The following is a 25,096-nucleotide window of genomic DNA, read 5'->3' on the forward strand; positions in this document are numbered from 1 at the left end:
TACTCATAACTATGTCACGTATCTTAACCGGTATTCAATCGAGCGGGCGACCGCATTTGGGTAATATTCTGGGGGCTATCAAACCCGCCATTGAGTTATCGAAACTTCCTGATAACGAATCATTTTTGTTTATAGCCGACCTTCATTCGCTAACGAGTATCAAAGATGGCGATATGCGTCGGGAGTTTACCCGTGCCGTGGCCGCTACCTGGCTGGCATTCGGGCTGGATACGGAGAAAAATACGTTCTGGCGGCAGTCGCGGGTGGCTGAACATACGGAGCTGGCCTGGCATCTGAGTTGCTTTACGCCTTTTCCGATGCTCAACAATGCTACTTCGTTCAAAGAAAAATCGGATCGGGCGTTGTCAGGGGTAAATGCGGGATTGTTTGTGTATCCGGTTTTGCAGGCTGCGGATATTCTGCTCTATGATGCGGAAATTATTCCGGTCGGAAAGGACCAGCGCCAGCACATCGAAATGACCCGCGACATTGCCAGTGCCTTTAATCATCAGTATGGCGAGGATGTGTTTGTACTGCCCGAAGCGCGCATTGATGACCGGCTAATGACTATACCGGGTATCGACGGAGCGAAAATGAGTAAATCCTACAACAATTACATCGATATTTTCCTGCCCGAAAATGAGTTGTGGAAGGTGATCAAGAAGATCAAGTCGGACTCGACACCATTGGAAGATCCTAAAAATCCGGATACCGATATTACGTTTCAGTTGTACTCACTCCTGGCTTCAGATACACAGGTTGCCGACATGCGGAGCCTCTACGAAGGTGGGAATTATGGCTATGGAATGGCGAAAAAAGCGTTTTATGAGTTGGTTCTGAGCCAGTTTGCTACAGAACGGGAACGGTTCAACTATTACATGACCAACAACGAAGCCCTTGAGGCCGAGCTGAAGGCTGGTGAAGAGAAAGCTAGGGCCATCGCTCATCGAACGATTACCCGTGTGCGAGAAAAATTGGGATTTAGTTAAAAATCGCCAAAAAATATACCGTTAACTCATGTGATTTGGAGTAAGTGTTTCTGTTTGTTTACATTCAATCGACTAATTAGACAAACCGTTAATTAAGCTCACTCCATACTATGAATGTTCGACTCGATTCTGTAAAACTAAACCAACGCGAAACCCAATTTATTCACCTGGCCTGCTCTGAACTCACGTACGTTCAAATCGCTGACCGAATGTGTGTCAGTCCTCGTACTGTTGATGGCTATCGCGAAAGTCTGTTTGATCGGCTACAGGTGAAAAGCCGAGTTGGTCTTGCCCTATGGGCTGTTCGTACGGGAATAGTTCCGCTATGAGAAAAGGTAATTACTCTGAAAAAACTCCCTCTGCCAGCAGAGGGAGTTTTTTTGCGTTTACGGCTTCGGGTAAAGCTGGATGACTACCCGTCGGCTAATTGTTTCGCTTGCTTCCGACTTTTGGCTTGCCTGAATGGATTGAGGACCTTCCCACCGAATAGTTAATTGTACCTTCGATACATCCCGATGCTTAAGATATTGTTCAACAGCCTGGGCTCGTTCCCGGGCTAAAATCCGATTCAATTCGGGCTTGCCAATGTTGTCGGTATAACCTGTTATCGTTGCCATCAATGTTGGCTGCTGGAATAAGACTCGGGCTATTGAATCTAATGCAGTTTTTACGCCCGGTCGTAACTGTTTGCTACTTTGATCGAAGTAGAGGATGGAAATATGCAAAGGAAGTTCCTGCAGAATAACCTTGGTGTTTAAATCGCTAACTGTAGCTTGACTGTTCGACTGGGCCACGGCGGCAAGCTGGATAAACAGCATAGCAGGCATGGCCCAGAAAAATAATCTCCTGATCGATACGTCGTAAATTAATTGGGTTACCATCGTTGATGAATATGTTCGTATCTAATAACGAGGTTAATTTACCGGACAATTTCATTCTAAGTCCCGAACGTCAGCGATTCCTCTTTTTTCAATGAAAATTCTTTCCATAGTAGCGCTTCTCCTGCTTAGCCTGTTAAGTAGCACAAGCCTTCTTCCGGCAGTATCTGGAGCGGATGAACCACTCAATCAACCAATAACCATTAATGTACAGCAGGAATTTCAGACCATCCATAGCTTTGGAGCATCTGACTGCTGGTCGGCTAAGTTTATCGGAAAATGGCAAGATGAGCCTAAAAAGAATCAAATTGCCGATCTATTATTTAGCCAGGATACGCTGACGAATGGACAACCTAAAGGGATCGGCTTATCGTTATGGCGCATGAATATTGGTGCTGGGAGTTTCGAACAGCAGGATAGTAGCTACATCCGGGATGAATGGCGGAGGGAAGAGTGCTTTCTAACGCCCGACGGTCGATACGACTGGAGCAAACAGGCTGGTAATCAATGGTTTTTGGCCGAAGCCCGGCAGCGGGGCGTCCGGTACACACTTGGGTTTACGAACTCACCACCGGTCCAGATGACTCGTAATGGAAAAGCGTTTTCGCCTGGGGGTAAGGCATTTAATCTAAAGACCAACGCACAGTACGCCTTTGCCGATTTTCTGACGACGGTGGCCGATCACTTTAAATTCGATTACCTAAGCCCCATCAACGAACCGCAATGGGATTGGGCAGCCGGTAAAAATGGGAAAGCCAATCAGGAAGGATCACCCGCCGAAAACGCCGATATACTGGCTGTCGCTAAGGCCGTAACCAGCCAATTAGCCGCCAAAAGGTCCAAAACCACGGTTGTGATAGGAGAGGCTGGCCAACTGAACTACTTATATGAGCAAGCCCAAAGCGGGCGAGGAACTCAGCTCGACTATTTTTTTGGTTCGACCCAATCAGGCTCATTCGCTAAGTTGCCTAATGTTGAGCCTATCTGGACGTACCACAGCTATTTTACCACCTGCCGGGATTCGGCTCTAGTGGCCTCCCGTCAACGAGTGGCCCAGCGGGCTAAGTTGGTTGGGAATCCGCCCCTCTGGCAAAGTGAATTTGGGGTTTTGGGCGACATCTGTGGGCAGTACAATGGAAGCCCCCGCCACACGGATATGGAGTATGGGTTGTATGTCGCCAAAGTTATTCACCACGACCTGACTCTGGCAAACGCTACTTCATGGCAATGGTGGCTGGCCATTAATCCGTACAATTACAGTGATGGCCTGGTCTATATCAACGCACCAGATGGAAGTTTTAACGCACACGATAAAGCCCGGCACGATGGGCAGGTGGTCGACTCCAGACAGCTTTGGGCATTTGGTAATTTTTCCCGATTTATTCGGCCGGGTATGAAGCGGATTGCTGTAAAAATTGGAGAAAAGACTAATCCGGTTGCTGAGGCTAGTCGATACATGGTGTCTGCCTATACAGATTCGGGTCGCAGGCAGCTTGTGCTGGTCTGTGTCAATATGACGGCCAATACGACTGACTTGCCGCTGAAGGGAGTGACAATAAAGGGTGGCCATTTTGTCCGGTACGAAACAACGCAACATAAATCCCTGGCCAAATCTATCGTTTCGGCTAAGCGCATTCAGCTCGAACCCAAGTCGGTTACTACCCTGGTCGGATATTATCGGTAGAAGAGAAAGTACGGCCAGATCACATCTACTTCACAAAGTCGCTGATTCTCCAATACTTAGTGTTGGTTGTAGCGCCTGCTATGCAGCTTTTTCTGATCGCAATGCGTCATTAAACCGAATTTTGATCAGAACGCTTACTCGTAAGGACGACTATGGATCTTCGACAAAAAATGGACAAGGAGCCTATTGAAATGTTATTGGGGCTGGCTGGTGCTGTTCAATACCTGGAACATACGCCTAAGGATGACGGAACCTATTGGGTTTGGGTAAAAACCAGAACAGGTAATAGGCAAATCGCCATTCCTATAGCAGCCGTTCAGCGGATTCAATTTCAGAAACCAGACCTTTTGGTGGTTGAGTCTATCAAAAGACAATTAACGGATGAACCTTCAGGCAAGGCAGACTATGTATACACCCCAATCGGGGAAGCGACCCAATCGAACGTAAGTCTTTGGCATAGATTAATGGGTGTATTGGGCATGCGAAAATAAGACCTTCAATCTGTCCACTTTGTCCGTCAGCGAACAGCATTCGTCCACTAACGGACAGAAGTGAAAAATGGCATAGAGGTTAATACGTTGATAGTCAGCATGTGAAATTAGTTGGCACAAGGTTTGGATTTAAGATGGCATACCAGTAAACAACATCATAAACATTAAACACAATACTACCATGTTACCACTAATGACCAATCTGACTGCTGCTTTTCTGTTGAGCGCTTCTACTCTTTTCAACCCAACGACTCCCAAAACGCTTTCTTTCGATGCCAGTGCGTATGTAACGGCTGATCATCAAATTCGACTGGCCGTTCAAAAGTCCAGCGATCAACCCGTCGAAGTATTTCTTCGTAACAAAAACAAGGAAGTGCTCTATCAGCGTACGATGGGTAAAAAGGAAAGCAAATACGCTGTGAAGCTGAATATCAATGATCTGGCCGATGGCGAATACGAACTGGAAATTAAATCGGCTGAGGGGAGCATTACCAAACAAGTCAACGTATCGACACAGCCCGTCCAGCAAACCAGCCGAACGATTGCAATGCAATAAACGAATTAGATAGGTTAAGTTAAGAAAAGCTGCAACAAGCCTGGCATTTGCCGGGCTTTGTTGTTTAATCATGCTAGAGTTCCGGATACTGCCCCGATTCACGCAATTTCGTGCCAGTTTATGCCACCAACCGGTATCATCATAAGTCGGTTTCGGGTAGTAAGTTATTGTCATTGTCCAGCCTATTAGTAAGCCAATCCAGCCTCGTATTCATTCCTACTACTTTGCCAGTACTCCAACAACGAGTTTTGTGGCCAGTAAATAAAAAGGCCATGAACAGCGCTTGTTAACTATCGATTCGTGTTTGGCCTGCTCAAATGAATATCTATTACCTGTATTAGTATGGTTGCTAGTTCAACTTCCCTGCGCTTGCTGGGTGCTATTGAGACAAGCCGAACGAGTCAGACTTCCCGAGTCGAATCCATCGATCTACTGAAGGGGCTGGTCATGGTGATCATGGCCCTGGATCACATCCGCGATTTCATACATACTGAAGCCTATTTTTACTACCCGACCGATCTGGAACGGACCAACTTGCTCTTATTTCTGACGCGGTTTATTACCAACTTCTGCGCTCCAGCGTTCAGCCTGTTGGCTGGTGTTTCGGCGTATCTGATTGGTCAGAAAAAGGGCAAACGGACTTTGTCGGGCTTCCTGTTAAAACGAGGGCTATGGCTGATTGGGCTGGAGGTCAGTCTGGTTTCCTTCGCCTGGTTTTTTGATCCGACGTTCCACATTATTGAATTACAGGTGATCTGGGCGCTGGGTGTGAGTATGATTTGTCTGGCTGCGCTGATCTACTTGCCTTCCTATTTGATCGGCGCTATTGGGCTGATTGTCATTATGGCCCATAATAGACTGGATGCTATTCATTGGAAAGGCAGCATCCTCTGGGCGCTATTGCATGAGCAACAGATGTTCCTAATCGGAGATGGAATCCTTCTGGATGTAGGCTACCCAATAGTACCCTGGGTTGGTGTTATGGCCCTGGGCTATGGTTTAGGATCGTTATACCGCCCAACGATAGAGGCTTCCCGACGAACAGCGTTACTAAGTCGAATCGGATTGCTGATGATTGCGTTGTTTTTCGTCTTGCGGGCGATAAATGGGTATGGCGATCCGGTTCGATGGGTATCAACTGGTTCGGTGCAGGTGACGATCATGTCGTTTTTAAACGTTTTTAAATACCCACCCTCATTTCTGTTTTTGCTGGTAACGCTGGGTGTCTGCTTCGTTTTTCTGGCCCATACAGAACGGCTAACCGGTCGTGTGGTAACTTTTTTTCAGACCTTTGGCCGGGTTCCTTTCTTCTTTTATCTATTGCATCTATACCTTATTCATGGACTGGCCATGCTGATGGCTACGCTCATGGGCTACGACTGGCATAGTATGAGCTCAACGGTCTGGATCAATGAAGTGGTGGCTTTAAAGGGATTCGGAGTAAACCTGGGGGGCGTTTACTTGTTGTGGCTCGGTTTAATCGCTGTCTTATATCCGTTCTGTCAGCGATTTGGAGCCTACAAACTAGCGCATAAAGAAAAATGGTGGCTTAGTTATCTTTAAGTCCTGATTGCCGGGGTTGGTAAACTAGCCACTCTGAACACCCCCATAAATGGCCGCATTATAACCGACATAGGTAAATGATTTTTACCAGGAGAAGTTGCCGATTTCCGCCTTACCCGTCAACCCATACAACGCCCGTACTTCCAGGAAAGACAAGTCTTTTAGGTTATCCCGGATAAATGGTTCTTCACTCAGCACCCAGCCTGCCGAAATCCCCGGGCAAGAAGCGTACTTTCGCCCAGGCCCAAACCGTGAAGAGCCATCGGTTCGAAACGTAGCTTCTATCAGGTATTTACTCCGAATCATGTACGGGGCCAAATAAGGCTCGTATGCCCTGAACTGCTAGTCGTGAGCGGTTCAGGGCTACTTTGTTAACCTCAATGGTTCAGTCGTCGCAGCACAAACTCTTCCAGCGTATTGATAGCCGCGCTCGTCGCCGTATGCTTGATCAGTGATACATGGGTATCGGCCAATTTGGGCAATAGCGACGACTCCACGGCTTGCAAATCGCCCGGAATCATGGTCTGGGGCATGACCGTAATCCCCATCCCGGCCCGTACAGCCGCCACCGCCCCGGCGTAACTGGGGCTCGATAAAACCAGCCGCCAGCTACGACCTGACTTCTCCAGCGACTGAATGGCCGAAGCCCGGTACACGCAGGGCTGGGGAGCCAGCACCAGCGGAACGGGCTTGTTTGGATCGATCAGGTTGGTATCGCCTACCCACTTCAGCGGCTCCGACCATACCTCCAACCCGTTGGGAAAATCCTCCGGTCGATTCATTTTCACCAGAACCAAGTCGAACTCCTTCTGCTTAAAGCGGTCAAACAGATTGAGCGTCAGATCACATTCGATCTTGAGCAGGATACGCGGATGAATCCGGGAAAAGTCGGCCAGTACATCCGACAGATACACCGTAGCGAAATTCTCCGGTAGTCCAAATCGTACTTCGCCTTCGAGCTCGGGTTCTTTAAAGCGGTCCAACGCTTCGCGGTGCAGCGCGAAAATCTGGCGGGCGTACCCCAGAAAAATCTCTCCTTCCGGGGTCAGCGTGAACGCTTTGCCCCGCACCAACAGCAACTTTCCCAGTAAAGACTCCAACTTGGTCATCTGCTGGCTAATGGCCGACTGCGTTCGGCCTACCCGATCAGCCGCTTTGGTGAAACTCCCTGTTTCGGCCACGGCAATAAAGCACTGAAGAGCAATGGTATCGATATTCATAAGGTTTTCTAATAGAAACTATTAGAATTTCGAGTTTTTCTAATATTAGAAAAGCTAATACATTTGAGCGTTAAAACAAAGATAACTTATAAATACATACCAAATGACTCTTTTTACACCTGGTAGTCTATTCCTGCTTGATCGGCTGGCAATTCTGATGATGGCGCTGGTCGGATTTATTGGCTTATGCGTAGGCAGCTTTGCCTACCGGTACCTGAAAGGCGATACGCAATACCGGGCGTTTTTTGTCCGGCTTAGCTTCCTGATCGGCTCCCTCATGTTGATGGTCAGTGCGAATCATCTGGCTCTGCTGTTGGTCTGCTGGTGCGTGAGTAACGCGTTATTGGTCAGGCTGATGATCCATAAGCCCGGCTGGAAAGCGGCAAAGACGGCCGGGTGGCTGGCGGCTAAAAACTTTGCCGGGGGAGCCGTTAGCATCGCCATAGGTTTCAGCCTGTTTTACCTGACTACGGGTGAAACCAGTCTCCAGGCACTCCTTCGTCAGCCTACACTCGCTCCTCAGGTAGAACTCGCTTTAGGATTCGTGCTGGTAGGCGTTATGACGCAGTCGGCCATTTGGCCCTTTCACCGCTGGCTGCTCAGTTCGCTTACATCGCCAACGCCTGTTTCGGCCATCATGCACGCGGGACTCATTAACGGAGGGGGATTTTTACTGGTCCGCTTTGCCCCCCTCTACGGGCAAAGTCCTTTCCTGATGACGTTGCTAACCGTGGTGGGGCTACTGACCGCTGGGCTGGGTACGCTTTGGAAGCTCATGCAACCGGATGTGAAACGGATGCTGGCCTGCTCAACCATGGGACAAATGGGGTTTATGGTACTCCAGTGTGGGCTGGGGCTGTTTCCGGCTGCGGTGGCTCATCTGGTCTGCCATGGGCTTTTCAAAGCCTACCTGTTCCTCTCGAGTGGGAGTGCCGCTCAGGAAAAGCGCATGGCCCCCGGCTACCCACCCCGCCCGGGGGCTTTATTAGCGGCCCTGCTCTGCGGCCTGGCGGGTAGCGTCAGCTTTGCGCAGGCCAGCGGAAAAACCTGGCTGGCGGGCGATACGACCCTGGTATTGATCGGAGTGGCTTTTCTAGCGGGTATCCAATTTGCCCTGCCGCTGCTGCAGGCCAATTCCCTACGAACCCTACCCATAGCCCTCATCGGTACTGTACTGGCAGGTCTGGCTTATGGAAGCAGTGTGCAACTCATCACGGGGTACCTGGCCCCTCTGGGATTGATGAAACCGCAGCCGCTGACGGGTATTCATGTCGCTGGGCTGGGCGTACTCACGCTGGCCTGGTTAGGTAGGCTACTGTTTCGACAACCCCGGTCATTACCGGGCTGGATGCTGAAAGGCTACATGTGGGCTTTAAACGCCAGTCAGCCCCATCCAGCCACCATTACCACGCACCGCAACCAGTACCACTATCACTAAAAATCGACTATGGAAACCAATCTGTTAACCCCGCCATCCAAAACCGCGATGGCTCCCCTCGAAAATCAGATTACCGATCAGCTAGGTGAACAAGTGGCCCGAAGCTTTCAAAAAATAGCGCCCTTCTGGCCACTCAAGAACCTGATTGCGGTTAACCCCCTTCAGGGATTTGAAGAGCTTCCCATTGAAGAAGCCCTGGCGCTGGGATGCGCCTATTTTCAGCAAGCTACCTTGCCACACGGCATGGACGCTGTCAACCAACAAACCATCAAATGGCTGGCGCTCTTTTTCGACGAGGGACAGGCGACAATCCCCATGCCCATGCGACAGCAAGGGTTGTATGCCGCCTGGCGCCAACTCGCCCTTCATGATGCCTGCTTACATGGCCAGGATGCCCGGAAACAGCAGGTGCTGGCCCGCCTGACCGAGGACCCGGCCCAGGCTCTGCTGGCGTCACTGCGCGAGTTAGCCATCCAGCCGGGCGAGCAGGAGACCTTTCTGACGCTGATGCTGACCACGTTGCCGGGCTGGGCTTCCTTTATCCGCTACCGTACCGACTGGGCCGGGCTGGATGCCCATCATCCCCATCCGGTCACTCAGTTGGAGTACCTGGCTCTCCGTGTGACTATCGCCCGGTTGCTGTGGCCCCAGGCCCGAACCCTACTAGCCTGGCACCAGCAGGTGCTGAAACAAGCACAGGCCAGCCACAATCCTCTGGAGCCTTTGCAGCAAGCGGAACGGGCGTTTCGTCAGCCCCTACTGGCGCAATTAGCGGCTCAGACCCTGCCTCCCAAACGCGTACCCAAAGCGCAGTTTGTTTTCTGCATCGATGTCCGCTCGGAGCCTTTTCGCCGGGCACTGGAAGCAACCGGTGATTATCAGACATTGGGCTTCGCAGGCTTCTTCGGCGTTCCCATTCAGGTCAATGATACGGTGACGGGCGAATCGTATGCGTCCTGCCCGGTTTTGCTTTCTCCAAGCCATACGGTCTACGAGTCGCCCTGCGGCAGTACGGTCCAGCAGCAACAGGATCGCAAAGGCTATGGCCGACTGAAAACCCTGCGGCAGCTCTATCAGTCGCTGAAGTATACCTTTACCACGCCCTTTGCCCTGGTCGAGAGCCTGGGTATTGGGAGTGGTTTCTGGATGGGAATGCGCAGCCTCACACCCGGCCTGGCGTCCCGGCTGGAAACCCGGCTTGTCGACTCGATTCGAAACCCGGTGGCGGTCTGCTCTTCGCAAGACACGATTGCTCTGACGGATCAATGCCGCTATGCCGAAGGAGCGCTGCGGACCATGGGACTTACCGGCCATTTCGCTCCTCTGATTGTGTTTTGTGGACACGGTAGTTCAACCCAGAATAATGCCTATGCCACCGCCCTCGATTGTGGGGCCTGTGGTGGTCGGCACGGGGGCAGCAACGCCCGGGTATTGGCCGATATGCTCAACGAACCACAGGTAAGGCGGTATCTTCGCCAACAGGGCATCGCGATTCCCGACACCACGCAGTTTTTGGCCGCTGAGCACAATACAACCACTGATGAAGTTACGCTCTTTGGCGATCTGCCCGCCGGGAAGCTTGAGCCACTCAACCAAAACCTGGCCAAAGCCCGGCAACTCAATACGCAGGAGCGGCTCCGCCAGTTGGCCCGCCAACCACAGATGGGAGATGTCGCCGAGCAGGCCCGGCTGCGGTCGGTGGATTGGGCGCAGGTCCGTCCGGAATGGGGGCTGGCCCGCAATGCGGCTTTTATCGTAGCTCCCCGGGCGCTAACGGCCCCTTTACATCTGGAAGGTCGCTGCTTTCTGCACTCCTACGACTATGAACAGGACCCACAGGGAACCGCCCTGACGACCATACTGACGGCGCCGATGGTGGTAGCCCAGTGGATCAACACACAATACCTATTTTCGACCCTGGATAATGTAGCTTACGGCGGGGGGAGCAAGGTAACCCAAAACGTTACCGGCAAAATTGGGATCATGCAGGGCAATGGCAGTGACCTGATGACGGGACTGCCGTTGCAGTCGGTATACGCCACCGACGAACAGGCTTATCACCAGCCCCAGCGGTTGATGACAGTAGTGTATGCCCCCCGCCCGTTGCTGGATACGATTGTTCAGACCCAGCCGGTCCTGCAAAAGCTGTTTGGCAACGGCTGGGTGCAGCTCGCCTGTCTGGACCCGGAAACGAATCAAAGCTATCTGTTAACCCGTGATTTTGTATGGCAGTCTGTAAGCCAACGCACGCATCCGTTTATGCCGGAAGCTGCATAATCCTACTCACCAAGCATGCCAAGTCCATTTCCATTGCTCCCCCCTTTTGGAAGCATCTGGGTGCGAGTATGGTGGAATACGTGGTCGATACGGACCAGTGGGGAACATTTTCCGGGGAGGTGGAGCGCAAAGGCAGCGCGCTCGATTGTGCCCGGCGCAAATGCGAGTGGGGGCTGGAAAAACTCGGCGACAAAGTAGACTATGTCCTGGCTAGCGAAGGGAGTTTCGGCCCTCATCCGTTTCTGCCCTTTCTGGCTGGCGACGAGGAAATTCTATATTTCATCGACCGAAAACGAGGGTTTCACCTGTCTGTTTCCCTGCTCAGTGAGAAGACCAATTATGGAATGAGTCAGGTAAACTCTTGGGAAGCGCTGCTGGCATTCGCTGAGCTGGCCGGATTTCCTTCTCATGCGCTCATTGTTCGGCCGAATAACCGGGCTACCCAATTACCTGTCGTAAAGGGTATCCAGTCACTGCCAGATCTGGAAGCGGCCTTTCGAGAGTGTCGGTGGTATTCTCCACACGGAACTTTATGGGTCGAAACCGACATGCGGGCGCCATTCAACCCTACGCGCAGGGAGGTGATTGGTGAATTGGCCACCCATTTGGCCCAGCGGCTGGCTCAGGAGTGTCCTGCTTGTCGCCTACCCGGCTGGGGACGCATCCGGGTTGAAGCTGGCCTACCCTGTGGAAACTGCGGAACCCCCACCGCCCTGATCCAGACGGAAGTTGAGGGCTGCGTCCGCTGTGCCTATGCGCAGCGTCGCGGCCGTTCAGATGGTCTTAGCGTGGCTGATCCCGGTCAGTGCCCGGTATGCAATCCATAGGTAGGCTACACTGAGCCATACTGATCACTTCAGGAAACGAGTCAGACCTCACCTGAAAAATAAAAAAATGCTTATGCCCAACTTGCCAGACAGTACCCCAATTTATTTACGGGTCAGTTCATCCAGCGAACTCCTTGATCAACTTATGAAGTTGAGTCGGCTACCGGTGACAGGTTCCCAAGCTGAATTTATGGCTTTGTTTGCCGCTCGTTTCAGGGAAACCACCCATGGATTACCCCTGCGTACCGACACCGGTGAGCATTTCATTGACGATTTGATTAGCCATGGCTGGATAAAGCTTGTTTCTGATTCCTAAACAAACGGAATGAAAATCTGTATTCGTTGGGCCCTGATTGACCTAAGGCGGTCCGTCTGTAGTTGCCCGAAGCAGGTGATCAGCCGCCAGTCGTCCGATACAGGGCAGCCATCCGCTCTGTTTATTCCGGCCGCTATATCTATCGACATCGTTATTACCGATCATAACCAGCAAACCGTTCGGATATGATTAGCGCTTTATTCAGTTCCAGATAGTTCATAAACGCCTGTGAAACGGGTGAAAACGGTTTATCTTTCAGCCAGATAAGGTTCCACGAGGTTTGCAGTGGTAGCCCGCTGACCGGTATAATTGTCAAATCACCGCGCTGAATTTCACTCCGGATACCAATCAGGGGCATGATGGAGTAGCCCAGCCCAGCCATAATTGCCTGTTTCACCGCTTCGTTTGATGTCAGTTCCAGCTTTTTACGAACCTGAATCTGGTTGTCGGCAATAAATTTTTCCATCATGTAGCGCGTTCCCGAACCAGCCTCCCGGTAAATTAACGGGAGGTTTTTTAACGCTTGAGGCTCCAGCACCTGGGTTTGCTGAATGCTATTGGCTCCCCCCACGAAATACAACTTATTGGGCATTAATTCGATGCGTTGAACGGCTAATTGCTGGGGTACTATCGAGACAAGCGCAAAGTCAACTTCATTACTGGCCAGACTTTCCAATACCTTCTGCTTGTTGGTTACGTCCATTTTCAGATCAATCCCTTCGTGGGCCTGCATAAAGCCCGCCAAAAAATAAGGCATCACATATTTGCCCGTCGATACCACGGAGATGCGAAGTCGGCCAAACAGCAGACCTTTATAGGACAAGGTTTTATAATTGATAGCATAGACTTCGTTCACGATTTTTTCGGCGGCCTGGGCAATCTCCCGGCCAAAATCGGTCAGATACAGTTTGCGGCCGATTATCTCTGTCAGAGGAATATCAAACTGATCCTGAAAGTTTTTAAGCTGAATCGAAACGGCCGGTTGGGTTAGGTATAACTCGTCAGCCGCTTTAGTGATACTTTGCGTTTGTGCGATTTTGAGAAATACCTGTAGTTGGTGTAAGGTGTAATTCATAAAAATAATTTATGGATTCTATCAAAAATATAAATTTTCATTTATATTATAAACTAGCCACCTTTGTACCATACCTAATGTAACGTTTACTATGGAACATAAAATTGATCTGAAACTAATTGAGGGGGTATTTACACCTGAGGATGCCCGAGAAATCTTATGCGGCTTACTGACCTATAAGATTAACTTCCATGATTTGAAAAACTTTTCACACATGGAAAGGAAAGGGAAAGAACATACCGATTCCTTAAAACGATTGGAGGTCTTAAAAGCTGATAAAGCCAGAGTATTAGCCTGGTTAAAAGGAATTGAAAGTGGGGAAACGATCCGTATTCAGTCCGAGATAAAGATATACGTAGGCAATGAGCAATTGGCCTTTAGTTACTAAGCACTTTTTATGATGGGGATTACCTTCAGGGCCATCATTCTTAATGCAATACGGTATCTGTAGCATAAGGGCAAACAATATGAATGTATCAAAATAGCAATTACATTCAAAAAATTATAAAAAGAGCTTGGTCTATCCTTACTGTTTACTTTCGCAATTCAAAGACTTGCCTATAGTAAAGACCATTTCTACCAATAAGTCTCAAAGTACTCGGAAGTTTGATTGGATTTCAAATAGCTGTTAAGGGAATAATTAGCTTTGGCCTTACCTGCAAATATGTTTTGCAACAGAAATAAAAAAGCACTTACGCTAAAAACGTAAGTGCTTGATTTTGAGAGAGCCAGTGGAGGGATTCGAACCCCCGACGCGCTTGCGCATCCTGATTACAAATCAGGCGGAATCGACCGCTATCCGACACTGGCGATCCTGAATTGTGGTGCAAAAATAGAGTTATTTTCTATTTAATGCAAGCCCAAGTTTATTTTTTAGTTTCAAGTTTCAGGTTGCTGACGCGAAAGAGATTATGAACCAGCATCCTGAAAGTTGACATCTCAAACTTGAAACTTCTTTTACGCCTGGGCTACACGTAGCTGATGACGAAGGTCGTCCAATTGCTTTTCGGCCTCGGAGATTTTCTTATCAATGTCGGCCCGGAGTTTATCGGCATTCTTCGAGCGGGCGAAGAATTCGATGTTGTTCCGATAGGTAGCAATGTCGTTTTCGATCGCCGTAATTTTTCGTCGGATATCGTTTTCTCGTTTGTTACCCCCTCCATCGCGATCGCCACGGTTGAAATCACGTCCACCACGCGAACTTCCCGACCGGGTAGCCTCAGCTTCGCTTTGAAGCATAATGCGTTCTTTATCTTTGGCCGGAATCTTACCAGTGGCCCCAACCAGCGCGTTGATGGCGTTGATATAGCGTTTCTGGGTCGCCTGCATGTCCTTTTTCGGAACAAAGCCAATCGAATTCCACTCTTTTTTGAACTCGTTCAACTCAGAAAGATCGGCATTGGCGCTGGCAGCCGCTTCGATTCGTTCGATCAGGGCAACTTTCTGCGCTAAATTCTCTTCAAATTCACGCTCTGTTTCCTGATTTTTCGACCGTTTCTTATTGAAGAAGGCATCGCAGGCCGCTTTGAATCGATCGAAAATGGTATTTTTCTGCTTCTCAGGTACCTGACCAATGGCTTTCCACTGGCGTTGGAGTTCGATAACCGTTTGCGTGATTTCGGGTGATTCTTCGCCCGATGCCAGAATGGCTTCTACCTGCTCGCAAAGCTGCGTTTTAGCCCGAAGGTTTTCTTCACGCTTGCTTTCGAGTTGCCGGAAAAATTCGCCTTTATTATGGAAAAATGTTTTTAGGGCTGCCCAGAATTTCTTGCTAAGTTCCTTACCTTCTTCGCGGGGCATGGGTCCCTTAATGGCATTCCAGCGATCCTGCAACGCCATAACGACCTTCGTTTTATCGTTCCAGTCGTTAATGCTGTTCGATGTGAAGGAGGTAATTGGGACCAGCTCTTCATAGATGGCCGACTTCTCTTCGTACAATTGCGCCGACTCTTTCCGTTGCTCGTTGGTTTGTCCCCGGCGTTTTTCGTAGAGAACATCGAGGGCAGTCTTCATCCGGCCCCACAGCACTTCCTGCTCAGCCTTTGGGGCTGGCCCTATGTGTTTATATTCTTCGAACAAGGCATTAGCCTCGTCGATGGTTTGCCGGGTAACGGGGGTTTCTTCCGAAGCTTTAGCCATTGCTTCGACCTTCTCAATAACTTCCGCTTTCAGGCTTGCATTGCGTTTCCGATCCAGCTCTTTCAGCTCGAAATAAATATTCCGGTTGCTGTAGTACCGATCAACCAATGCGTGGTAAGTAGCCCAGAGGGTAGCATTATGCGGAGAGTTCATATTCCCGGCCGCTTTCCATTCGTCCTGGATTTTCTTGAACTCATTCCAGCTAGCTTTAGGGTCGCCCGCGTTATTCTCGTCGGTTTCTACCAGTTCGCGAAGCCGGGTAAGCAAGTCCGTTTTCGAGGCAAAGTTGGTTTCTTTTGCTTTATCGAGATTCTGGAAGTACGTATTTTTCAGACTCTTGATTTGCTTATACAGTTCGTCGAACCGCGAAACCGCGTCGTCATATTTGTACTCAAATCCTTCATCTGCCCCTGTTTCGGTGATATAAGCTTGCAAAGCGGCTTCGCGCTCGGCCCGTTTCATCTGATCGAACAGCGGTTTCACCTCTTTAAGAACCTGATCGGCCTTCTTGAAATCGCCAGGGGTCACCGAAGCCAGGCTAACAGTGGCCAGTTGGGTTTCGAGCAGGTTAACAAAATCCAGTTTCGAGAAATGGCTATAATCGGCCTCTGGCGCAGCGACGGTTTCCTCATCGGTCTCAGGCACATCAGCATACTCATTGGCGAGTTGCTCTTGATCAACCGGGGCTCCGTCCGTTTCGGCTACCGGGGCTGCTAGGGTTTCAGCCGGCAATTCATCAATAGTGGGGACTTCGCTGGCTGTGACAGCGGGCGATTCCACAACGGGCTCGTCTACCGATTCCGTTTCTGAAACAGGAGGTTCCACAGCGGGCGTATCGTCAACTGACGCAGAAGGAGATGGAGTTTCATCCGTAGCTTCTACTGAATCTTCGGTGGTAGCTACGGCTGTTGGTTCAGCACCAGACGTACTATCAACTCCAGTTTCTGATTGGTTTTCAGCAGTTGGTGTAGTTGAATTTTCTGCCTTCTCGGGCGTAGTTTCCTGGCCCTCGACGGTGGTTTCGGGGGTAGAGTTGGTATCTTCGGGAGTATTCACTTCCAGCGATCCAGTGGCCTGGTTAGTGGTTTCTGGTTGCTGGTTAATTTCCTGTTCTTGGTTTGCCATGTTGGGAACGTACCGATTACTTTTGCAAAAGTACGATAATATACGGATTTTCTTGTAGTACAGACATTGAAAAGCCGTTAATGACCTTTATATAATGCCCTCAGCAATTAGTGATTTACGAAATGAATACACCCTGAACGGGTTGGACATAGCGGATGTTTTACCTGATCCGGTTGCTCAGTTTCGCGTTTGGTTCGATGCGGCCTTACAAGCGAAGGTGCCCGAACCGAACGCTATGCACATTAGCACGGTGACCAATGAAGGGAGACCCGACGGGCGAATTGTGCTGTTAAAAGACGTTTCGGACGCTGGATTTACCTTTTACACAAACTACGAAAGCCGAAAAGGACGTGAACTGACCGGGCACCCATTTGCCTGCCTTACGTTTTTTTACCCCGAACTCGAACGCCAGATTCGTATTGAAGGGTGGGTTGAAAAAGTAAGTAGTGAGGAATCGGACGCGTATTTCAGCATTCGCCCTCGCGGCAGTCAGATTGGTGCGTGGGTTTCACACCAATCGGAGGTGATAGACAGTCGCGCGGTGCTGGAAAGCCGTCAGCGTGAACTCGAAGCGCAATTTGCCGGTCAGACTGTACCGCGCCCGCCCTATTGGGGAGGCTTTCGGGTAGTACCCGACGCCATCGAGTTCTGGCAGGGACGCCCCAGCCGATTACACGACCGTATTCGGTATCGAAAAGCAGATGGGGCATGGGTCATTGAGCGGCTGTCACCATGAATGATTGAATGATTGAATGATAGAATTGTTGAATGATTGAATAATACCTGCTCCAGCAATTCAATCATTCAACAATTCTATCATTCAATCATTCAATCAGTAGTACGGTAAAATCCACCCATTGGTTGCTTTTCGGCAAAAGACTCCTTCCATGAATTCGAAGAAAGCCAACAGCAAAAAGGCGGTTGATAATCGGACCTTATTCAGCGTTATTTCGGCTTCTTCGGTCGGAACGCTGATCGAATGGTACGATTTTTACATTTTTGGCAGTTTAGCCGCTATTCTGTCTACTCAGTTTTTCCCGACCGCTAACCCGACGGCTGCGCTTTTATCGACTTTGGCGACATTTGCGGCTGGTTTTGTGGTGCGTCCGTTTGGCGCGCTGGTGTTTGGGCGACTGGGCGATCTGGTCGGTCGTAAATACACCTTTCTGGTCACGCTGGTGCTGATGGGTGGGTCAACCTTCGCCATTGGACTGATTCCTGGATACGCTACCATTGGATTCTGGGCTCCACTGTTAGTGCTGTTATTGCGGCTAATACAAGGGCTGGCGCTGGGGGGAGAATATGGCGGGGCCGCCACGTTTGTAGCCGAGTATGCGCCCGAAGGACGACGTGGCTATTACACCAGTTTTATTCAGACAACCGCTACACTGGGCCTGTTTGTGTCGTTGGGTGTGATTTTGCTTACCCGCGAATCGCTGGGTGTTGATAAATTTTCGGATTGGGGCTGGCGGGTGCCGTTTCTGCTATCGATTGTGCTGGTCGGTGTATCCATTGTTATTCGGATGCGTATGGCCGAATCACCCCTATTTGCCAAATTGAAAACCGAAGGTAAAGTCTCGAAAAACCCATTGGCCGAAAGCTTTGGTAGAAAGCAAAACCTGAAAATGGTGCTGCTGGCATTGTTTGGCGCTACGGCGGGTCAGGGCGTTATCTGGTACACAGGGCAGTTTTATGCGTTGTCGTTTCTTCAAAAAGCCTGCAATGTCGAGTTCGTTCAGTCGAATGTAATTGTGGCCATTGCGTTGCTGGGAGCTACCCCATTCTTTGTCATTTTCGGGCGTCTATCCGATCGGATTGGCCGGAAGGCAATTATGCTGACGGGCATGGCGCTGGGCGTTCTGACATACCGGCCTATCTACGAAAAAATGTTTAATCTGGCTGATCTTAGTCAGCGGGAAGAGTTTACGGACGCCCGTACTATCGATCGGAAACTGGCCAAGCAGGACAACGGGAACCTGGTTACAACGATGACGACCACCCATTTTTATTCGGATGGTCTCGTTGCCAAAGATATCGAACGGACCGTTACCCGCCCTGATGCGACCACAGCAACGTCTAAGTCCGAGCTTTCTAAATCGGTTGTTTTGCCCAATAATAGCTTCTGGCTAATGGTCCTGCTGGTTTTCGTGCAGGTGATGTATGTGACCATGGTGTATGGGCCGATTGCTGCGTTCCTGGTCGAACTGTTTCCCACCCGAATACGCTACACGTCAATGTCGTTACCCTACCATGTTGGCAACGGAATTTTCGGGGGGCTGACCCCATTTATTGCAACAGCCCTGGTGGCTTCGGCTACCAAAGCCAACGAAGCAGTGCCAGGCTCTGTACCTAAGCCTTATCTGGAAGGGCTCTGGTATCCTATTCTGGTTGCCAGTGTTTGTCTGGTGATTGGGGTTATTTACTTAAAGAATAAACGAGTGGACGAGTGAACGAGTGGCTAACGCAGCGCTTTGTTGGGACAGGGGCCGCAACCGCTACGATTAGATATTGTCGGTACTCTTCAGTGCCCAATAAACCAGTACAGGCTGAAAGAATAAGCGGACAAATCGTTTAGTATCCGTGTTAAGGCCAAATGCATTGCGCTTGTGTACGTATTGGGAAATATTGCCGGGAAAAACAGCAGTGAAGAAAGTGGCGGCAATTTTTCCAACCGGCCCTTGATAGGCGTTGTCGGTTAAAATCAGGCTGCTACCCAAAGCGATTTCGGCAATGCCTGAATACACAACGGTATCATCCTTTGGTAAAGGAATGGGATCGGGCACCTGAGCCTGGAATTCCTTTCGGGCAACGGTGAGGTGGCTGATGCCAGCCGCTACTAAACTGCTTCCTAAAGCAATTCTCGCTATTTTTTTTAGGGTTTTATCGGTCATCGCCTTTCTGGTTATCGAGTCTGGTGATCAGAGCCGTTGAGCTGTTTTTAGCAGTACTGCTGATGTCAACAACTTTATGCTGGTAAAATGATTAACCTGTTTTACCGGCATAGGTTTAAGAAAGCGATTCTGTATCCGTAGGGAAAAGACAAAGAGCCACCAATTGGCAGCTCTTTGTTCCGTTTTTAAGGTGATGACTATGTGGATACACTACTTTATTATCGTTTGATAAATGAGCGCCACAAGTCATACTCCATTCAGCCAGTTAGACGAATAGAATTCTATTAAGTAACTTTAATGGGTAAGTAAATATATTAATTCTGCGGGTTTAACTCATTATAAAGCTTTTGGATCTTTCTGCGGTTGCGCATCAGCCGCATTTTTACCGCGCTCAGTTTCAATTTCAGTTGATTGGCGATCGACTGTAAATCCATCCCCTGCTCATAGCGCATGCGAATTAATCGTTGTTCAAGTTTGGGCAGGGTTTCAATGATCTGGTGTAGTTGATAAAACTGCTGTTCTAGAGAGATTTCGTCTTCCTGATCATTCGTATAGTCATCCTCTTCTGAGAGCGACCGCACTTGCCGACGTTGGCGACTGCGTAATTGGTCCAGGCAATAATTATGAGTTACCGAATAAAGCCAGGTCGACAGGTTTGATCGATGCTGAAAGGTGTCTAACTTATGAAATACTTTAATGAAAATATCCTGCGTGTAGTCCTGGGATATGTCAGGGTCGGCTGTCATTGCCAGGCATTTCTGGTAGACTTTGCTGGCATAGCGGATGTAAATGGTTTCGAAATGTTCATGAGTTAATGTGGTACAGGGCAAAGGATGATTGTAACTTACAATACGTGATAAATGATTCATGGTAGTATGAATGGAGTTACGGGGATACGGTAGTAAAAACCGATGTACAAAACTCCATTTTCCATGGTAAAAAGGCCGGTAATTTTATCTCAAAAACCGGTACTTGTGTCCCATTAATCTAATTATTAGCACATTTTGTGTAACGATAATTTATAATAGTATATTAATACATGAATAAGGTTATTATTTTTATATTCTATTAGATAAAATGAAAATTGAGAAGCTAATAGCGGGAGTGGGGTGATAAACGATATTTGTAGCTCTCTATAATTAGAATTAGTATACAAAATTACCTGAACAGTGTGTTAATTTGTGTGGTTGTTTTGTGATTGATCGAGCTTTTTGAAACATTAAATTCCTCATCGCTTGGGCTGTTGCAGTCATTTTGATAAGAAAGCGGTTTAAACTTTCCTGGAATAGCCATTTTTGTCATTCCGAGGAACGAGGAATCTTCGGTGAAAACCAAACATCTCCTCAACCGAAGATTCCTCGTTCCTCGGAATGACAAAAAAGATTCTTACAGGTTCTACAGAACCAAAAGTCTAATCAGGTTTAAGATCAGGCAGGAAGAACAGCACATCTTCCGGGTGAATTTATCCCCGAAAGGTGGCCAGTTCTGCTTCGTCCATTAGCCGCAACAGATTTATGGCGTGCTCATAGCCCATTTCGACCACGTTATCGAATGATGTCCACTGTAATAGCCCGAACTGAGTTACGTCAGGATTAAAGTAGAGATCCAGGTGTTGTTTGGTTTCGTTGCGCCGGGCCAGACTACTTAATAGGGTCGCATTGAACATGATCGAGAGTAGCGAAGGGAGTCGGTATTTTCGCTGCTTTTTAGGGCGGAGCCGGTCGCGCAGCAGTTCGGTTGAGCTTGGTATGGCATCGATAGTCATCTTACGGGGTTTATCGATACTCAAATCAACGCCAATTACTTTGCCAATGGGCATTCGACTCATTACATCTACCGGGAAATTATTGAACATGCCCCCATCGACCAGCAGATTATCGCCATCGATAATTGGGGGAAATACGCCTGGAATAGCTGTCGTCGCTTTCAGGTATTTAACCAGCGGCCCTCGTGTGTGGATTTCTTCGCGGGCTAACGAGTAATTACTCGATATGGTGAATAAGGGCAACCATGTATCTTCAATATCTGCTTCGGTGGTTCCTATAAAAGCCCTGACCGTGTCCTGAATCATCTGGTCGATTCGCTTTCCCTGAATAAGCGAAATCAATGGGAGCAGGTTGTAATCTTTGGTAGGGTTAAAAAACGCTGCTTTCTGTAAATACTGCTGTGTGATATCCAGCGGTTGATCGAACGAGATAGTAGCTGCCAGAAGGCCCCCTACACTGGTGCCCCCTACAAAATCAACCGGAATATCAAACTCCCGAAGTGCTTTGAAGACGCCCAGATGAGCGAATCCTTTAGCGCCACCCCCAGCCAGTACAAGGCCGATGGCTGTTCCACTCAGTATTCGGGCCAGACGACTTATATCACGCGACAAACCCTGTCGAACATGATAATGCTGTTTTACCAATGGCCGGTGCCGCAACCAATCAGCTGTATGGTGGGGGATAATGGTGTGGGCGGGGTGTACCAGTACCAAGGTCTGCCTGCGATCAGTAGCCAATTCCGCCAACTGGTGGTGATTTTCAGCATGGGTAAGCTGGGGAGATTGTTGTGTATCGGCAATCAGCACAATCTCATCCGCTTCCCGTAAGCACCGCCGTGTCCATTCGCTAAACCCGGCGTGTGGTATCGGTTTATCGGCCAGCAAAATCAAAAAATTATGCTGTAATTCCTGGTCCTCAAGCCAGTAGGTAAGTTGCCAGTGTTCTTCGCAGTCTATTTTAGCCGTCTGGGCTATATCGTTCTGAAACACCTGGTTCGCAATTTTACTGGATGCGGTGTAAACGCTACTTTTCTGCTGGAGTAACTGCCCTAAATCGTGTCCTATCTGCTCAAGGTTAATACCTTCGTGAAGGGCAAGCAGGCAAATGTTTGCCCGCTTCGCCAGGGATTTATGGGGGCTATTCGCATACTTAAGCCGCTCAATTAGTAGTTTGTTGATATTAATCATCGCCTTTGGATAGGTGGCAATGAGTAGCTCAAAAACCTCTTTCGAGAGCTTTATCAGGACACTATCACGTAAGGCCACGACCGTAGCCCAAAGGGGTTCATTGGCCAAAATACTCATTTCACCCACAATACCACCCCGCACCACCTCGCCGATGATCCTTGGGTTTCCTTCGCGATCATTCACAAAAACCTGCAATCGACCGCTACTGACAAAATACATAGCGTCGCCGGGGTCATTTTGGTTAAACAGCACATCGCCCCCACTGATCTGAACCCATTCAAGTTTAGGTTCAATTAACGCAAAATAACGATCATCAAATTCGCCAAAAACACTGGTCAAAGCGGTATACAGAAACCCATCTTGTCGCATTTTTTGTAAGTAGTAACGTGAGTAGATTTATGAAAGCACTACCAACTCAAAAATCAAACCTGAACGATCAATCCTTCATGATGCAGGTTACAAATCTCGTCTAATGTTGCCTCGTAGATACCCAAATAAGCCCTTTTTCAGTAATCGCCAACACGCCAGAGTACGTCAGTAAATTGGTGTCGACAATCCAGAAAGGCGTCGATCGGTTCGTAGCCTGCCTCTATAGCCAGGTCCTGGATTTCCGCCTGGCTGTATTTCTGAGACACTTCCATATAGAGCGGTTCGTCCTGCGCAAAGGTAATCGCCGTGCCGTCATCAAAGGTTACTTGTTGAGCGCAACGACTTATGAGGTAGCTTTTACAACTACCCGATATTGGGTCATACACTGGAAAGTGTTCAAACTGATGGGTTTTAAAATCGGCCCCTAATTCCCGATTGATGCGGTGCAGTAGATTCAGATTAAAGGCTTTGGTAAGGCCACCTTTATCATGATAGGCGTTCAGAATCGTTTGTGGGTTCTTTTTTAAGTCAAAGCCTATCAACAGGTAGTCATCTGGCCGTAAGACTCCCTTTACCTGCTGAAGAAACTGAACTGCTTCGTGGGGCAGCATATTGCCGATGGTAGCGCCCAGAAACAAAACAAGTTTGGGTAGTTCTGTCTGGGCTTGTACCTGCTCTAGCATCTCAATATACTCACCAGCCATTCCGATCACCTCTAAGTCGGGCAGTTTGGTTCTCAGGGTATGGCTCAGATAGTCTACAATGCTTGTGGAAATATCAATGGGATAATACCGTTGACTGTACCCCATTCTCAGGGCTTCTCTCAGCAGATGAACCGTTTTGAAACCATCACCCGCCCCCAGTTCAACGATGTCGAACAGACCTTGAATCGATTTGCCGCATCGTTCGAGAATAGCCCCACTTTGCAGCATAAGAATTTCGGCCTCAGCCCGCGTCAGGTAATACTCCGGGCAGTGCATGATTTGCTGAAATAGCTCGTCACCCGTGGCATCATAAAAGTATTTTGGCAACAGGTATTTAGGGGAAGCCGATAGCCCCTTTAGCACATCGGTTCGAAAAGGACTTTCTACAAGCGTTTGATTCATTACTGTTTTAAAAAGGTGTTGATGAAAGCGATTGGGCTAGTCGTATACCAGTAAATTGCCAGCGTAAGGGAGCATGGAAAAAGTTCCGATAGGTTGGGCGGCTGTGGCCGGGTGTGGTCGCTTCGGAGGCACCACGAAGCACCATCTGATTGACCATGAATTTACCATTATACTCCCCGATAGCACCCTCGGCTTTGGTAAAGCCTGGGTAGGGCAGATAAGCACTTTCGGTCCATTCCCAACGAGAACCCCACTCAAACTGTTCCTGGGCCGTTTCCCATTCAGCTTCGGTAGGTAGCCTGAAACCCCGCCATCCGGCATAAGCCCAGGCCTCAAAATAACTCACATGACAGACCGGCTGATCGAGTGGGAGGGGTTTGAGACCCTCGGCTGTATACTGATGCCATACGCCATCGACCAGAAACCAATACATTGGTGCCTGCACCCGCTGTGTTTTGACCCAATCCCAGCCTTCGGCGTGCCAGTAACGGAAATCCTGATAACCTCCAGCCTCCATAAAAGCCAGGTACTCACCATTGCTGACGAGCTGTTGCCGGATTTGATACGGGGCCAGGTACACCTTATGCCGCCCCAACTCATTGTCGAAGCAGAAGTCGGTTCCTTCAGCACCTATTGTGTAAACACCCTCCGGCAAGCTGATCCATTGCTCTCCAGTGATGTCGGGGACAGCCGGTTTGGGATAACTGGTTGGGTACGCGGGTAACAGCGGATTATTACCCAAAATGTATTTAATATCGGTGATCAGCAACTCCTGATGCTGCTCTTCATGATTAAAGCCCAATACAATAATGGCTTTTAAGGCTTCTGAAATTTGACTTTCTTCCGCCAGAAACTCCTGCATAGCCGCATCGACGTAGGCCCGGTAGGCCATCACATCGGACACTGAGGGTCTGGAGAGGTTGCCTCGATCTGTACGTACTACCCGTGCGCCTACTGTTTCGTAATAGCTGTTGAAGACGTAATTATACTGCTCATTAAACACCCGATAACCGGCAGCATGGGGCACCAGGACAAACGTTTCAAAAAACCAGGTGGTATGGCCTAAGTGCCATTTGGGTGGGCTAACATCGACTACCGGCTGAACTACAAAATCTTCGGCCTGAAGTCCCCGACAAATCGCTTCACTACGTGCTCTTACTTGTTTGTATTGTTGTACTAACTCCATCTGCTTCTTTTTT

Annotated in this window: 24 protein-coding genes and 1 tRNA gene; 14 read left to right on the forward strand and 11 right to left on the reverse strand. The window is 49.1% G+C overall.

What is annotated here, in order from left to right:
• The first annotated feature begins 11 nt into the window (after positions 1-11).
• Positions 12-989 (forward strand): tryptophan--tRNA ligase, encoded by a 978-nt coding sequence (gene trpS, locus ACYVFD_RS17780; RefSeq protein WP_461091690.1) that lies wholly within the window; start codon positions 12-14, stop codon positions 987-989.
• Between the two features lie 110 nt (positions 990-1,099).
• Positions 1,100-1,318, forward strand: coding sequence for a response regulator transcription factor (locus ACYVFD_RS17785; RefSeq protein ID WP_461091692.1), 219 nt, complete (start codon positions 1,100-1,102; stop codon positions 1,316-1,318).
• A gap of 57 nt (positions 1,319-1,375) precedes the next feature.
• Here the strand turns inward: ACYVFD_RS17785 and ACYVFD_RS17790 are convergent, their stop codons facing one another.
• The gene (locus ACYVFD_RS17790) at positions 1,376-1,870 is read right to left on the reverse strand and encodes an OmpA family protein (RefSeq protein ID WP_461091693.1); all 495 of its coding nucleotides are present in this window, start codon (positions 1,868-1,870) and stop codon (positions 1,376-1,378) included.
• A gap of 91 nt (positions 1,871-1,961) precedes the next feature.
• On the opposite strand from ACYVFD_RS17790, the gene ACYVFD_RS17795 reads away from it, so the two are divergent.
• The 4 genes from ACYVFD_RS17795 (at position 1,962) to ACYVFD_RS17810 (ending at position 6,161) form a co-directional block, all read left to right on the forward strand.
• Positions 1,962-3,551, forward strand: coding sequence for a glycoside hydrolase (locus tag ACYVFD_RS17795; RefSeq protein ID WP_461091694.1), 1,590 nt, complete (start codon positions 1,962-1,964; stop codon positions 3,549-3,551).
• A 152-nt stretch (positions 3,552-3,703) separates the two neighbouring features.
• Positions 3,704-4,042, forward strand: a complete 339-nt coding sequence (locus tag ACYVFD_RS17800) for a hypothetical protein (protein ID WP_461091695.1) — start codon at positions 3,704-3,706, stop codon at positions 4,040-4,042.
• A gap of 181 nt (positions 4,043-4,223) precedes the next feature.
• Positions 4,224-4,598, forward strand: a complete 375-nt coding sequence (locus ACYVFD_RS17805; protein WP_461091696.1) for a DUF3244 domain-containing protein — start codon at positions 4,224-4,226, stop codon at positions 4,596-4,598.
• A 342-nt stretch (positions 4,599-4,940) separates the two neighbouring features.
• Positions 4,941-6,161: a DUF1624 domain-containing protein gene (locus ACYVFD_RS17810; RefSeq protein WP_461091697.1), complete on the forward strand. Its 1,221-nt coding sequence runs from the start codon at positions 4,941-4,943 to the stop codon at positions 6,159-6,161.
• Between the two features lie 84 nt (positions 6,162-6,245).
• Here the strand turns inward: ACYVFD_RS17810 and ACYVFD_RS17815 are convergent, their stop codons facing one another.
• The gene (locus ACYVFD_RS17815; RefSeq protein ID WP_461091698.1) at positions 6,246-6,467 is read right to left on the reverse strand and encodes a hypothetical protein; all 222 of its coding nucleotides are present in this window, start codon (positions 6,465-6,467) and stop codon (positions 6,246-6,248) included.
• Positions 6,468-6,538: 71 nt separating this feature from the next.
• Positions 6,539-7,381: a LysR substrate-binding domain-containing protein gene (locus ACYVFD_RS17820; protein ID WP_461091699.1), complete on the reverse strand. Its 843-nt coding sequence runs from the start codon at positions 7,379-7,381 to the stop codon at positions 6,539-6,541.
• Positions 7,382-7,484: 103 nt separating this feature from the next.
• Between ACYVFD_RS17820 and ACYVFD_RS17825 the strand changes: the two genes are divergently transcribed.
• From ACYVFD_RS17825 to ACYVFD_RS17845, 5 genes are all read left to right on the forward strand, one after another.
• The gene (locus ACYVFD_RS17825; protein WP_461091700.1) at positions 7,485-8,819 is read left to right on the forward strand and encodes a proton-conducting transporter transmembrane domain-containing protein; all 1,335 of its coding nucleotides are present in this window, start codon (positions 7,485-7,487) and stop codon (positions 8,817-8,819) included.
• Positions 8,820-8,828: 9 nt separating this feature from the next.
• Positions 8,829-11,096 (forward strand): DUF2309 domain-containing protein, encoded by a 2,268-nt coding sequence (locus tag ACYVFD_RS17830; RefSeq protein WP_461091702.1) that lies wholly within the window; start codon positions 8,829-8,831, stop codon positions 11,094-11,096.
• Positions 11,045-11,923, forward strand: a complete 879-nt coding sequence (locus tag ACYVFD_RS17835; protein WP_461091704.1) for a DUF6671 family protein — start codon at positions 11,045-11,047, stop codon at positions 11,921-11,923. Before ACYVFD_RS17830 ends, ACYVFD_RS17835 begins: the two co-directional genes overlap by 52 nt.
• Positions 11,924-11,996: 73 nt before the next feature.
• A complete protein-coding gene (locus ACYVFD_RS17840; protein ID WP_461091705.1) occupies positions 11,997-12,239 on the forward strand; it encodes a hypothetical protein in 243 nt (80 codons plus the stop codon).
• A gap of 9 nt (positions 12,240-12,248) precedes the next feature.
• A complete protein-coding gene (locus ACYVFD_RS17845; RefSeq protein WP_461091706.1) occupies positions 12,249-12,428 on the forward strand; it encodes a hypothetical protein in 180 nt (59 codons plus the stop codon).
• On the opposite strand, the gene ACYVFD_RS17850 is transcribed toward ACYVFD_RS17845, so the two are convergent.
• The gene (locus ACYVFD_RS17850; RefSeq protein WP_461091708.1) at positions 12,394-13,314 is read right to left on the reverse strand and encodes a LysR family transcriptional regulator; all 921 of its coding nucleotides are present in this window, start codon (positions 13,312-13,314) and stop codon (positions 12,394-12,396) included. The two genes, ACYVFD_RS17845 and ACYVFD_RS17850, sit on opposite strands and share 35 nt — an antisense overlap.
• A 91-nt stretch (positions 13,315-13,405) precedes the next feature.
• Here ACYVFD_RS17850 and ACYVFD_RS17855 point away from each other — a divergent pair, with 91 nt between their 5' ends.
• Positions 13,406-13,702, forward strand: a complete 297-nt coding sequence (locus tag ACYVFD_RS17855) for a hypothetical protein (protein WP_461091710.1) — start codon at positions 13,406-13,408, stop codon at positions 13,700-13,702.
• Between the two features lie 338 nt (positions 13,703-14,040).
• On the opposite strand, the gene ACYVFD_RS17860 is transcribed toward ACYVFD_RS17855, so the two are convergent.
• Positions 14,041-14,124: transfer RNA gene (locus ACYVFD_RS17860), tRNA-Thr, on the reverse strand.
• Positions 14,125-14,271: 147 nt separating this feature from the next.
• Positions 14,272-16,578 (reverse strand): DUF349 domain-containing protein, encoded by a 2,307-nt coding sequence (locus ACYVFD_RS17865; protein WP_461091712.1) that lies wholly within the window; start codon positions 16,576-16,578, stop codon positions 14,272-14,274.
• 94 nt (positions 16,579-16,672) lie between these two features.
• Here ACYVFD_RS17865 and pdxH point away from each other — a divergent pair, with 94 nt between their 5' ends.
• Complete coding sequence (pdxH, locus tag ACYVFD_RS17870) at positions 16,673-17,314, forward strand: pyridoxamine 5'-phosphate oxidase (RefSeq protein WP_461091714.1); 642 nt, start codon at positions 16,673-16,675, stop codon at positions 17,312-17,314.
• A 151-nt stretch (positions 17,315-17,465) separates the two neighbouring features.
• On the forward strand, positions 17,466-19,028 hold the full coding sequence (locus tag ACYVFD_RS17875) for an MFS transporter (protein ID WP_461091716.1): 1,563 nt from the start codon (positions 17,466-17,468) through the stop codon (positions 19,026-19,028).
• A gap of 51 nt (positions 19,029-19,079) precedes the next feature.
• On the opposite strand, the gene ACYVFD_RS17880 is transcribed toward ACYVFD_RS17875, so the two are convergent.
• The 5 genes from ACYVFD_RS17880 to egtB all read right to left on the reverse strand — a co-directional run bounded on the left by ACYVFD_RS17880 (position 19,080) and on the right by egtB (position 25,083).
• Positions 19,080-19,469, reverse strand: a complete 390-nt coding sequence (locus ACYVFD_RS17880) for a DoxX family protein (RefSeq protein ID WP_461091718.1) — start codon at positions 19,467-19,469, stop codon at positions 19,080-19,082.
• Positions 19,470-19,783: 314 nt separating this feature from the next.
• Positions 19,784-20,338: an RNA polymerase sigma factor gene (locus tag ACYVFD_RS17885; protein ID WP_461091719.1), complete on the reverse strand. Its 555-nt coding sequence runs from the start codon at positions 20,336-20,338 to the stop codon at positions 19,784-19,786.
• Between the two features lie 593 nt (positions 20,339-20,931).
• Positions 20,932-22,791 carry a patatin-like phospholipase family protein gene (locus ACYVFD_RS17890; RefSeq protein WP_461091720.1) on the reverse strand — a complete coding sequence of 620 codons (1,860 nt, stop codon included), beginning with the start codon at positions 22,789-22,791 and terminating at the stop codon, positions 20,932-20,934.
• A 137-nt stretch (positions 22,792-22,928) separates the two neighbouring features.
• Positions 22,929-23,897, reverse strand: coding sequence for an L-histidine N(alpha)-methyltransferase (gene egtD / locus ACYVFD_RS17895; RefSeq protein ID WP_461091721.1), 969 nt, complete (start codon positions 23,895-23,897; stop codon positions 22,929-22,931).
• A 7-nt stretch (positions 23,898-23,904) separates the two neighbouring features.
• Positions 23,905-25,083 carry an ergothioneine biosynthesis protein EgtB gene (gene egtB / locus ACYVFD_RS17900; RefSeq protein WP_461091722.1) on the reverse strand — a complete coding sequence of 393 codons (1,179 nt, stop codon included), beginning with the start codon at positions 25,081-25,083 and terminating at the stop codon, positions 23,905-23,907.
• Positions 25,084-25,096 lie beyond the last annotated feature (13 nt).

This window comes from Spirosoma gilvum (assembly GCF_054776815.1).